Consider the following 12378-nt stretch of genomic DNA (forward strand, 5'->3'; position numbering starts at 1 on the left):
TAAAATTGAGATCCGACAAAATTGTTATAAAGCAAAAAAGGCAAAAAAGCATCTCTGCCCTTTTACCTTTTCGTCTTATTATTGTACTTCTTTATAGTCGATATAATAGTTCTTGTTAAACTCTACCGGCGTATTCTTTTTTAGCTTTACCGTTTGCCATGATTCTGTAGGACTGATCGTTTGAGTACCATTAATAATAATAGGTAGTTTCAGGTTTTTAACCACATCGGTATACCTGAATCTAAGCTCATTTCCCTTTTGAGAATACTCAAGAGTAGGAATCATTACTGTTCTCAAATACTGATCAAATACACTCGAAAAATCAATTCCTGATTGGGAGGAAATATAGTTTTCAATCTGTTCTGTAGTCACAGTTTGATGGTAGAAATCTTTATTTAATCCTCTTAATATCTGTTTAAACTTATCATCATTGTTGATGACTTGCCGGATGGTGTGGATCATGCTGGCTCCTTTCGGATACATGTCTCCGCTTCCTTCGTTTCTCACTCCGTATTTACCAATAATAGGCTTGTCATTGTCAATATTTCCACGGATTCCCTGTGCATACATGTCCGCTGATTTTTTATCCATATAGTTTTCGGTGAACAGCACTTCGGAATACATGGTAAAGCTCTCATGAATCCACATATCCGCCTGATCTTTGGCTGTAATGTTATTGGCAAACCATTCATGGCCGCTTTCATGGATGATGATGTAGTCCCAGTTCAACCCGACACCGGTTCCTGAAAGGTCATTTCCAAGATATCCATTCATATATTGATTTCCATAGGCAACATTACTCTGATGTTCCATTCCTAAATATGGAGTATCGACCAATTTATAGGAATCCTCATAAAAAGGATATGGTCCGAACCAATATTCGAATGCAGAAAGCATTGGCTTTACCTGCTGGAATTGTTTTTTTGCCTTATCTAAATTATAATCCAGCACCCAATAGTCTAGATCCAGTGTTCCTTTTTCCCCTTTATAAGTATCTTTAAAGTTGACGTATTTTCCGATATTCGGAATGATAGAATAGGCATTGATCGGGTTTTTAACTTCCCAGGTGTAAGTTGTTTTATTGTTGGCCGTTTTTTTATCAATCAGTCTTCCGTTTCCAACCCCTACAAGATCTTTCGGAGTGGTGATTTTCATGATAATTCCATTCTCCGGTTCATCGCTCCATATATCTTTGGTTGGAAGCCATATCGAAGCTCCGATTCCTTCATCGGCAACACTCATCCAGGGATTTCCGTTTTCATCTTTTGCGAAAACCCATCCTCCGTCCCAGGGAGCTCTTTTAGCAATCGTAGGTTTTCCGGAGTAGATCACATCAACAGTGAACTTTTCTCCTTTTTTAAAACTTTTCTGAGTGTTAATAAAAATAAAATCACCGTCCTGTTTATAGTTAGCTATTGGGAAATTGGTTATTACTTTATCCGCTTTCATCGGTTGCTGCAAATCGATTTGAAAAACCGGATTGGTTACATCCTTTATAATCTCAAAACTGATTTTGTTATTCCCTTTGATGCTCTTTTGTTTAAAATCAGGCTCTACGGAAAGCTCATATTTTTTTACATCCCAAAAATCCCTGAATTTTGTGTTGGAACCTTTTAAGGAATCTTGCTTACTGAACTTTTCAGTATTCTCAAAGAATTGCCCGAAAACAAGGCCTGAAGCAAACAAAAGGGTGTAGGTCAGCTTTTTCATAATATCAAATTATTAATCTACCAAAAATAGAAAAATTAGCATCACAATCTTATTTTACTTGCAAATAATTTGATTGTTAGCTGAAATAAATGAACCAAAAGATTATACTTGTATATAGCCAGAATAGAGAAAAAACCAGATGGATGAGAGTTTCGAAAATTTTCCCCTTCCATAATTCTGAGGAGTAGCCGAAAAACTGAATAACCAATCTCGTCGTCCAGAAAACACCCAATCCGAGTATTATTTTTTTTCCAAGTGCGGTTTCTATTAATTCTTGAGAAGATGTTATACAAAGTAACCCCATAAGAAATACGACCAAAGCAATAAAAATGGTATGGATAACCATCATTTGCCGGTTCATCAGGCTCAGCGAGCGAAGTTCAGCTTTCCAATTAAAATATTTTGGAAAAATAATATGTATGAGGGCCAGAACAATGAAGAATGACCCGATTATTTTTAAATGAAGATCCATAAGATAATATTTAAGGAGTACAGATGAAAATGGACATAAAAGGGGTGAACTTTACTTCTTGAAAGCTTGTAAAACCTGCACTTTTAAAAGCATTTCTCCACACAGATTTAGAAAAGAAATGAGTAAATCCTACTGAGAACGCTAAGAAATTTGGGAAATCTCTCAAATGTTCTACCATAATTACTTTTCCATTGGTTTTGCAAACCCTGTGACATTCTTTCAAAAACAAAATTTTTTCCTCATGTGATCTTATTTCATGCACTGCAGAAAGCAGGAAAATAATATCAGCAGATTGATCGGCCACAGGTATAGAATTCGATATGATCTGTTGGGTGTCAGGATATACCAGGCTTACTTTTCTGGCTCTTATGATAGCTGGTTCTGTATGCCTTTTGGCATCATAAAAATCGAATACCTTTAAATCAGCCTGTGGGAAATTGTCTTTAATGATATAACTTGTTTCATCAAAACCGGCATTAATATTCAGGATTTGCGTTGCATTAGATTGATCGGCAGAGCAATCTTTTAGCCACTGGAAGTTATAATATCCTGAAAAATCATAGACATAAGCAGATACTAATAAAGGCATTAACAAGCCATAAAGAAATGCCAATATAACAAGCCGGTATAGAAGATCGGGCCATTCAAAGATTTGATGACTGACAATAATTAAGGCTAAAATCCCGATTCCAATGATATAAAAATGACGGTTAAAGCTTAAAATATTTAAAACGCCCTGAAATTGTCTTCTTTTTGTTTCCATGGTTCAATTTTTCCTTTCTTCCAGTAATATGGAATATTTTTAATGATGAATGCATTCGCTAAAACAGGATTCTCTAGCCTCAGGTTATCTAAAAAATCAAAATGATAATCAAGGACCTGTACCGGTTCGGGAGTCCAGTTTTGCCTTACCCCTTCAATGATAAGAACTTCTCTGGTTTTAACATTATAGGTAAATGTAAAAGGTAATGGACCGGCAAACCTTCTTGCTTCTTTCCAGTCTGCAAATGGTGAGTTTTCGGGAAGAGAAACAAGCTCTTCTTTTTTACTGAGGATCACTTTAAATTTTGATTTCACCGATTGTATCTCTTTGATGTTTTCCCCTTCAGTCTGCATGATATCAGTGGTTGTATAATTATAATGGGTGAAAAGATTACCCCTGAATTCCATCTTCTTTTTATCTGTTTCAGACTTTAAAATATATAAACCGCGTAATCTTTTCCCGGCATTATTGGTATATCGTACAAAGATGCGGTAGCCGATCAGGAAAAAATCGTTTCCCATCCATTGGGGAAACCCTTTTGGGCGTAAGTCTTTTGTCTGAACCATGGCTACTGCTATGAAAGCCCAATGATCTTTGAAAGTATCGAGTTCCAGGCATTCAGGAATAAGATCCTGTAGCTGCTCTTTAGGAACGGCAAATGTCAGAACAATTGAGCTTTCAAAAAAAGCTTCAACGGCAAACGGATGATTTTTTAAAAAGTCAAGCATAACGATTTGTGTTTTTTAAGCTGAACCGGAATTCATTAAAATAAATTAAAAGAATAAATAGAAAAGCAAATAGTGAATTGAATTTACCCCATAATAATAAATCGGGAACCAAAACAAATTCAAGAACATTCATGGCAGCAATGATAATGATTTGCATGATTGCATTAACCTTTGTCTGAATTCCCAGGATTATCCATATGGCCATAACCACTTCAGAAAGTCCAATGAAAAGAGTAAACGCTCTGGAATAATCATTGCCTAAAATCCTTGCTACAATCTGTTCGTGACGGGGAACCAGGTTTAGCACTTTGCAGAACAATCCGTTGATAAGCCAAACCAAAGCAATGAAATAAGTGAATAAGAGGTGAATATTTTTCATAATGAGAAGATAAATTCCATACAAATATAAAAATAATTACTGAACTTTCAATAATTATTGAAAATAAAATACAAAATAATTGTATTATGCACTCAACGTGTTGTTGTATCAGTTGATCACAAGTTTTGCGGAATTGTAGTGGTTCCCTTTCTTTGGAAAAATAAGATCTTATTGAACGGCAGGGAGGTTACCTTCTCTTTTCTGCACTTTTTTATAGGTATAAGAACACATGAGGATACTGAATTCATATAAGAGGACCAACGGAAAAGCAGCCATTAACATGCTTAAAACATCAGCCGGAGTAATAATCGCTGCAACCACCATAATTAAAACAATGGCATGACGACGGTATGTTCTCATAAACATAGGGGTTAAAATACCAATGCTGGTAAGGAAGTAAATAAGAATAGGAAAAAGGAAAATTACCCCCATACCCAATACCACCTGTAAGAATAGGGTTGTATAATCACTTAAATCATAAAGGGGTACAATGATGTCTGAAATTTTGAAAATCACTCCGAAATTAACCGCAAAAGGAAGAATTAAAAAATATCCGCATAATACTCCGGTCATAAAAAGAATCCATACCGAATTGATAATAAAGATCGAATTTTTCCTTTCATTAGGATGTAAAGCAGGACTGATGAATCTCCACAATTCCCACACAATATAAGGAAATGCAGCAACCACTCCTCCAAAAATGGACACAGCCATCATTACATTGAATTGCTGGTAAAGTCTTTGTACACGGACAGGAAAGTCTTTGGGAAGATGGATGCTGTCTTCACCTAAAATCATTCTGGAAAAGTGATTGACAATTTTAAATGTAGGAAAGTCGTTTCTCGTAGGACCGAAAAAGATATGGTCCATAATCCAATTAATATTAAAGCCGATAACGAAAGCGGCAATTATAATAACAATAATTGAGCGGATAAGATGACCTCTTAATTCTCCAATATGCCCGAGGAAGGACATTTCTTTACCATCACTCACAGAATAAAATTTTAAGGCTCAAATTTATGAAAAAAGTTTCAGTAAAGCAGGAAGTTGGAAGAGAGAAGATGGAAGTTTAAATTTATTCTTCAAACATCTAAATGAGCATTATATCTTCCAGCCTCCAGCTTCGGACTTCTGGCTTAGTTAATCCCTTCGTCCAGTAATTTATGCAAGTCTATAATTCCGAAATATTTTCCGTTTTCAGTCACAATAAGCTGTCCGATATTGTTTTCTTTCAGGATTTTCATTGCTTCTTTGGCTAAAGCATCCCTTTCGATCGTCTTTGGATTGGATGACATAATATCTTTTGCCAACACTTTGGAAACATCTTCTCCTTTCATCAGCATTCTTCTTAAGTCGCCATCTGTGATCACCCCAATAATTTGGTCTTCATCCGTTACCACTGTAATTCCGTGGCTGGATGCACTGATGGAAATAATAACATCCCTGATGGAATCTTCTTCAGTTACCTGTGGCTTTTGTGGAGAAAGAAACTGGTCTACTTTTGAGATCAGGTTTTTTCCCAAGCTTCCACCAGGGTGGAATTTCGCGAAATCATTTTCCCGGAAATCATTCAGCTCCATTAAAGCAATGGCCAAAGCATCTCCTAAAGCCATTTGCAAAGTTGTTGAACTTGTGGGAGCCAGCTTATTCGGACAAGCCTCCAGGTCAACGTGAGTGTTCAGAACAACCTCAGAGAACTCAGCCAGTTTACTTTTCAGATTACCGGTCATCCCGATCAGAGCCGAAGAATAATCTTTCAGATATGGGACCAGGTTTACAATTTCAGGAGAATTTCCTGAATTGGATATGCACAACACCACATCCTGTTTCTGGATAACTCCAAGATCTCCGTGGATGGCCTCCGATGCATGAAGAAACTGTGAAGGAGTTCCTGTAGAGTTGAGCGTAGCCACAATCTTGTTCCCCACATGGGCAGATTTTCCGATTCCTACCACAATCAGTTTCCCTTCTGCGGAATGAATGATCTCTACCGCTCTTTCGAAGCTGTCGTCAATTCTGTTTTTTAATTTTTCAAGTTCTGAAATTTCTATTTCTAAAGTACTTTTTGCTATGGAGATAATATTAGGCCTTTTCATCTTAATTTTTAGGGTATACAAAAAATCTCTTAAAAAATGTTATATTTAAAAAAGAATATTTAATATAAATTTTATTTTTTATAAATTCGTTCGCTTTTATTTTAAGCAGAATTTTTATAACTTTGAGTTAGATGCAAATTTAGCAATACAAAATTAGATGAGCGCAAAAAAAGCCGATTTATCAGGCGAATTGAAAAAATATTTTGGGTTTTCTACGTTTAAGGGTCAGCAAGAACAAATCATAGAAAACCTGTTGGAGGGGAAAGATGTGTTTGTTTTGATGCCTACGGGAGGGGGTAAGTCACTTTGTTATCAACTTCCGGCTCTTATTTCTGAAGGAACGGCAATAGTGGTTTCACCCTTAATAGCTTTAATGAAAAACCAGGTAGACGCCGTAAACGGGCTTTCATCTGATGACGGAGTGGCCCATGTTTTAAACTCATCATTGAATAAAACACAAACCAAACAGGTTTTTGACGATATTAAGGCCGGAAAAACGAAATTATTATATGTAGCCCCCGAATCGTTGATCAAAGATGATTATCTTGATTTTCTGAAAGAAGTGAAAATTTCTTTCTTTGCTATAGATGAGGCACACTGTATCTCGGAATGGGGCCACGATTTCAGACCGGAATACAGGAACCTTAAGCTGATTATCGATAGAATAGCTGATGTTCCGGTAATTGCATTAACGGCTACGGCAACTCCCAAAGTTCAGGACGATATCCAGAAAACATTGGGAATGGCCAATGCATTGGTGTTCAAAGAAAGCTTCAACCGTCCGAATCTCTATTATGAGGTACGCCCAAAAGTGAATGTAGATAAGGAAATTGTCAAATTTATCAATCAACATAAGGGAAAATCAGGAATTGTATATTGTTTAAGCCGCAGAAAAGTTGAAGAATTTGCCCAGCTTTTACAGGTAAACGGGATTAATGCGCTTCCTTACCATGCGGGATTAGACCAAAAAGTAAGAGTAGCGAACCAAGATAAATTCCTTATGGAAGAGGTAGATGTGATTGTAGCTACCATTGCATTCGGAATGGGAATCGACAAACCGGATGTACGTTTTGTTATTCACTATGACTTCCCAAAATCACTGGAAAGCTATTATCAGGAAACAGGACGTGCGGGAAGAGACGGAGGAGAAGGCCATTGTCTGGCATTCTATGATCCTAAAGATATTGAAAAATTAGAAAAATTCTTAGCTCAGAAACCGGTTTCCGAACGAGAGATCGGATTACAGCTCTTAAATGAAGTAGTTGGGTATGCTGAAACATCCATGAGCCGAAGACAATATATTCTGTATTATTTTGGAGAAAGCTTCGATCCTGTAAAAGGAGACGGAGCCAAAATGTGCGATAATGCATCCAATCCTCCTAAATTAAAAGATGCCACTGCCGATCTTAAAAAAGTGCTGGAACTGATTAATGATACCGGAGAAAAATTCAGAGCTAAAGATATTATTTCTGTGATTGCAGGTAAGGAAACAGCAGTGACCAAATCTTATAAATTGGAACAGAATTCTTATTTCGGTTTTGGGAAAAATGAAAAAGATAATCATTGGAAAACTATTCTAAGACAGGCTACGGTACAGAATTTTCTGCAAAAGGATATTGAAACATATGGTGTTTTAAAGATCGCAGAAAAAGGAAGGCTGGTTTTGGACGGGAAACTGGAACATTCATTTTTAATTGCTGAAGACAGGGAGTTTGATCTTACCCAGGCTAAAGCTGAAAGTGAACAGATTCAGATGCAGGCGGGAGGAAGCCTGGATCAAAACCTGTTTAATCAATTAAAAGAATTAAGGAAGAAAGTAGCCAAAAAGCATGGTATTCCGCCTTATACGGTATTTATGGACCCGAGTCTGGAAGATATGACGGTTCAATATCCGATCACGGTGGATGAAATAACCAAAATTTATGGAGTAGGGGAAGGAAAAGCCAAGAAGTATGGAAAAGAATTTGCCGATTTTATAAAAACTTACGTAGAAGATAATAATATCGAGCGTACTCAGGATATGGTGCTGAAACAGGTGGCCAACAAATCCAGCCATAAGGTTTTCATTATTCAGAGTACCGATAAAAAAATTGATCTTGAAGATATTGCAAGAGCCAAGAACCTTACGATGAACGAACTGCTGAAAGAAATGGAAAGTATTGTTTATCAGGGGACAAAGCTCAACATCGATTATTATATAGAAGATAATTTTGATGAGGACATTGTAGACGGTTTCATGGAGTTCATGAACGAGTCTGAAAGTGACAGCATGAAAGTTTTACTGGATGAGTTCGGAGACGAGCTTTCGGATGAGGAAGTGAGAATGTTGAGAATAAAATTCATTAGTGATGTAGCCAATTAAAATGAAAAAGCTTTTACGATACACATTTTACGGAATACTATTTTTAGTAGGAAGCTATCTTGTGGTTTTTGCTTTTAATTTTTCAATTGAATGGTTTTTACAAGGAAGAAAATAATAAAATTGATATGCTAAAGGTCAAACTTTAGCATTTTTTACATAGATGAAAAAGATTTCTGTCATATTTATTCTGCCGGATTTGGAAACCGGAGGTGCAGAAAGAATTATTACCACTATTGCAAACCACCTGTCCCGGGATCGGTTTGAGCCTAAAATATTGCTGTTACGGAAACAGGGAGGATACCTCAGTTTTCTTAAAAATGATGTTGAAATTATTAATATCAATACCGAAAGAATCCGACATTCATTAAAGCCTATACTATCCGAAATCTATCGCAGAAAGCCGGATATCGTATTCTCTGGTTTCGGAGAAGTAAATGCTTATTTATCACTGTTTATCAAGCTTTTTCCGAAAACCAAATTTATCGCGAGGGAAACTAATGTGGTGAGCAAGCATGTCACCCGAAAGGAAATTAAATTTTTCTACAGCTTTTACAATAATTACCAGAAGATCATTGCCCAAAGCGATGATATGATGAATGATCTGATGAAGAATTTCAATGTGAAATCCGATAAGATCATCAAAATAAACAATCCTGTCGATTTTGATTTTATCAATCAAAAGCTGGCCATTTCCCAGAAGCCGGAAAGTTTTAAATACAATTACAAAAACGTTGTGGCCATTGGTAACTTATCTTCCAGAAAAGGTTTTGATAATTTATTGAAGGTTTTTTCAAGACTGAAAAATGAAAATATTCTGCTGCATATCTTGGGAGACGGAAAAGATAGGGAAATCCTGCACCAGATGAAAGAATTTCTAGGATTGAAAAAGGTGGTTTTTCACGGAAAGCAGGAAAATCCTTATCAGTTTCTGAAATATGCCGACCTTTTTATCTTATCCTCAAGATATGAGGGATTTCCGAATGTCCTCCTGGAAGCAGGAGCCTGCGGAACATATTCTTTAGCAAACAACTGTCCGGGAGGAATTAACGAGATTATACAAAACCGTGTGAATGGTGAGATCTCAGATATAGATAATCATGAGGATTTTTCTCAGAAAATCATGAGCCTTCTGCATCAGACTTATGATAAGGAAGCTATCAGAAATTCTATTAAATCACGGTTTTCCAAAAATATTATTCTGGATAAATATGAAAGGGCATTGCTGGATTTAATGAACAAATAAGAGTTTTGATAAGAGTCTCAACAGATTGATAAAACTCAGTTTGCTACGTGGTATTTATTCTGTAAATTTGTGATCATTAAGAAAGATAATAATAAACAAATTCATAAAATAACATGAGTCAATTCGATGTTACCGTAATAGGTTCCGGTCCTGGTGGTTATGTTGCTGCTATTCGTGCGGCACAATTAGGTTTCAAAACAGCAATTATTGAAAAATATTCAACTTTAGGCGGAACTTGTCTTAACGTTGGATGTATTCCTTCAAAAGCGCTTCTTGACAGTTCTGAACATTTCGAGAATGCAAAGCATAATTTTGCAGGTCACGGAATCATTATCAATGAGCCGCAAGCTGATATTGCAAGAATGATTGAGCGTAAAAATGAGGTGATCAAGCAAAATACAGACGGGATCAGTTATCTGATGAACAAAAACCAGATTACTGTATTTGAAGGAGTAGGAAGCTTCGAATCTGCTACTCAGATTAAAATTACTAAAAATGATGGTTCATCTGAAACTATCGACTCTAAATATACAATTATCGCAACAGGTTCTAAACCGTCTTCTTTACCTTTCATTACGTTAGATAAGGAAAGAGTGATCACTTCTACGGAAGCTTTAAATCTTAAGGAAATTCCTAAGCATTTAGTAGTAATCGGTGGTGGAGTAATCGGTCTTGAATTAGGTTCTGTTTACCTAAGATTAGGAGCTCAGGTAACGGTTGTTGAGTTTATGGATAAGATCATTCCTGGAATGGATGGAGCTTTAAGTAAAGAATTAACGAAAGTTCTTAAGAAACAAGGAATGAAGTTTATGCTTTCTACGGCTGTTTCTGCAGTGGAAAGAAACGGAGATACTGTAAAAATCACAGCAAAAGATAAAAAAGGAGAAGAAGTGGTAGTAGAAGGAGATTACTGTTTGGTTTCTGTAGGTAGAAAACCTTACACAGACGGTCTTGCTCTTGAAAAAGCCGGAGTAGAGCTTGATGAAAGAGGAAGAGTAAAAGTAAACGACCACTTACAAACTAACGTTGCTAATATCTATGCGATCGGAGATGTGGTCAAAGGAGCGATGTTAGCGCACAAAGCGGAAGAAGAAGGAGTATTCGTTGCTGAAACGTTGGCTGGACAAAAACCGCATATCAATTATAACTTAATTCCGGGAGTTGTGTATACATGGCCGGAAGTTGCAGGTGTTGGTAAAACTGAAGAGCAATTAAAAGAAGAAGGAGTAGCTTACAAAGTAGGTTCTTTCCCAATGAGAGCATTAGGAAGAAGCCGTGCAAGTGGTGATGTTGACGGATTAGTGAAAATTATTGCTGATGAAAAAACGGATGAGGTTTTAGGAATGCACATCGTAGGGGCAAGAGCCGCTGACTTAATTGCTGAAGGAGTTATCGCTATGGAATTCCGTGCAAGTGCGGAAGATATCGCAAGAAGTTCTCACGCTCACCCAACGTATGCGGAAGCTATTAAAGAAGCAGCATTGGATGCAACGGCGAAGAGACCTATTCATATGTAATATTTGATTAAAGATTTAATCATTTAAAATATTGAAAAAATTAAGAGAGACGTATGTCTCTCTTTTTTAGTTTAAATTCTCACTTTGATAACATAATTCGTCAAAGGTTAAAAAGAGTTGAATAAAAATGCATTTTAATTGAAAATATCATTTTTTGGCATAAAAATAGAACACAGATTTGATATAAAATTTAATCATTATGAGAAAAATATTTACTACTTGTGTTTTTTTATTAAGTTTTTCAATATTTGCACAGGAGGCAGGAAAAGCAGGTGAGCTTCTAAAAAATGAAGCGAGCAAAACGGAAATGCAAACCAGAAGAAATGATGCTTTTGGTAAAAGCAATGAAGGTATAAATAATACCAATTACAGAAATCCAAATAAGAACAAGGAAAACTATGGTTCTCCGGTCAATGGAGAAAAAAGAACATCAAATTACAGATGGAACCAGAATTACGGTTATTCAGAAGTCTTTATAAGAATTCCGGAACAAGGTTATTTTACCATAGAACTTGGAGATCAGATGATCAGTAATCCTTCCGGAAAATACAGATTCTTTGATTTACCTTCGGGAAGAATTCCGGTCTCTATTTACGAAAACGGTTATTTATTGTATCGTACAAGTCTTATGGTAAGGAATAACAGCAGAATGGTATTGGATTTCTTTTCAGATTACGGATTGTATCTGCTGAACACTTCTCCGGTACAGGGATATGGTTTTAATGACTGGAATGACATATGGAATAATCCTTATGGAAATTCCGGAAGCCAATGGAATCAGGGAAATGGTCATGTAATGGATAATGTCTCTTTTTATCGCTTTATGGATATGATGAAAAGATCGGCAAGTTTTGACAAGGATAAATCAGCTATGATCATGCAGCAGGCAAGAGGAACTATGTTTACAGCACAGCAAATGCAAAGTTTACTTAAATCTTTGGATTTTGATAAAAACAGACTGGAGCTTGCGAAATCTATTTACAGAAAATGTGCAGACAGAGAAAACTTCTTTGTAGTATATGAAGCATTTGATTTTGATAGTAGCAGAAGGGATCTGATGAATTATATTTCAAAATCATAGAACAACTGAGAGAAGTGAAGGCTTCTC

General features: G+C 36.3%; 11 protein-coding genes. 4 read left to right on the forward strand and 7 right to left on the reverse strand.

Annotated elements, in window-relative coordinates; translation table 11 throughout:
• Positions 1–78: 78 nt before the first annotated feature.
• The 7 genes from BCF58_RS06015 to BCF58_RS06045 all read right to left on the reverse strand — a co-directional run bounded on the left by BCF58_RS06015 (position 79) and on the right by BCF58_RS06045 (position 6148).
• Complete coding sequence (locus BCF58_RS06015) at positions 79–1710, reverse strand: M1 family metallopeptidase (RefSeq protein WP_121460856.1); 1632 nt, start codon at positions 1708–1710, stop codon at positions 79–81.
• A gap of 76 nt (positions 1711–1786) precedes the next feature.
• On the reverse strand, positions 1787–2182 hold the full coding sequence (locus tag BCF58_RS06020; protein ID WP_121460857.1) for a hypothetical protein: 396 nt from the start codon (positions 2180–2182) through the stop codon (positions 1787–1789).
• Between the two features lie 10 nt (positions 2183–2192).
• A complete protein-coding gene (locus BCF58_RS06025; RefSeq protein WP_121460858.1) occupies positions 2193–2945 on the reverse strand; it encodes a class I SAM-dependent methyltransferase in 753 nt (250 codons plus the stop codon).
• On the reverse strand, positions 2909–3673 hold the full coding sequence (locus BCF58_RS06030; protein ID WP_121460859.1) for a DUF2071 domain-containing protein: 765 nt from the start codon (positions 3671–3673) through the stop codon (positions 2909–2911). Before BCF58_RS06030 ends, BCF58_RS06025 begins: the two co-directional genes overlap by 37 nt.
• A complete protein-coding gene (locus BCF58_RS06035; RefSeq protein ID WP_121460860.1) occupies positions 3666–4052 on the reverse strand; it encodes a DoxX-like family protein in 387 nt (128 codons plus the stop codon). Before BCF58_RS06035 ends, BCF58_RS06030 begins: the two co-directional genes overlap by 8 nt.
• A gap of 168 nt (positions 4053–4220) precedes the next feature.
• On the reverse strand, positions 4221–5045 hold the full coding sequence (gene tatC / locus BCF58_RS06040) for a twin-arginine translocase subunit TatC (RefSeq protein ID WP_185144823.1): 825 nt from the start codon (positions 5043–5045) through the stop codon (positions 4221–4223).
• Between the two features lie 143 nt (positions 5046–5188).
• The gene (locus BCF58_RS06045; RefSeq protein WP_121460862.1) at positions 5189–6148 is read right to left on the reverse strand and encodes a KpsF/GutQ family sugar-phosphate isomerase; all 960 of its coding nucleotides are present in this window, start codon (positions 6146–6148) and stop codon (positions 5189–5191) included.
• A gap of 157 nt (positions 6149–6305) precedes the next feature.
• Between BCF58_RS06045 and recQ the strand changes: the two genes are divergently transcribed.
• The 4 genes from recQ (at position 6306) to BCF58_RS06065 (ending at position 12351) form a co-directional block, all read left to right on the forward strand.
• Positions 6306–8510: a DNA helicase RecQ gene (gene recQ, locus BCF58_RS06050; protein ID WP_121460863.1), complete on the forward strand. Its 2205-nt coding sequence runs from the start codon at positions 6306–6308 to the stop codon at positions 8508–8510.
• A 160-nt stretch (positions 8511–8670) separates the two neighbouring features.
• Entirely contained in the window at positions 8671–9753 is a 1083-nt protein-coding gene (locus tag BCF58_RS06055; RefSeq protein ID WP_121460864.1) for a glycosyltransferase, read from the forward strand.
• 113 nt (positions 9754–9866) lie between these two features.
• Entirely contained in the window at positions 9867–11270 is a 1404-nt protein-coding gene (gene lpdA, locus BCF58_RS06060) for a dihydrolipoyl dehydrogenase (RefSeq protein WP_121460865.1), read from the forward strand.
• A 199-nt stretch (positions 11271–11469) separates the two neighbouring features.
• Positions 11470–12351: a DUF4476 domain-containing protein gene (locus BCF58_RS06065; protein ID WP_121460866.1), complete on the forward strand. Its 882-nt coding sequence runs from the start codon at positions 11470–11472 to the stop codon at positions 12349–12351.
• Positions 12352–12378: the final 27 nt, after the last annotated feature.

The organism is Chryseobacterium defluvii (assembly GCF_003634775.1).
Lineage (GTDB): Bacteria > Bacteroidota > Bacteroidia > Flavobacteriales > Weeksellaceae > Chryseobacterium > Chryseobacterium defluvii.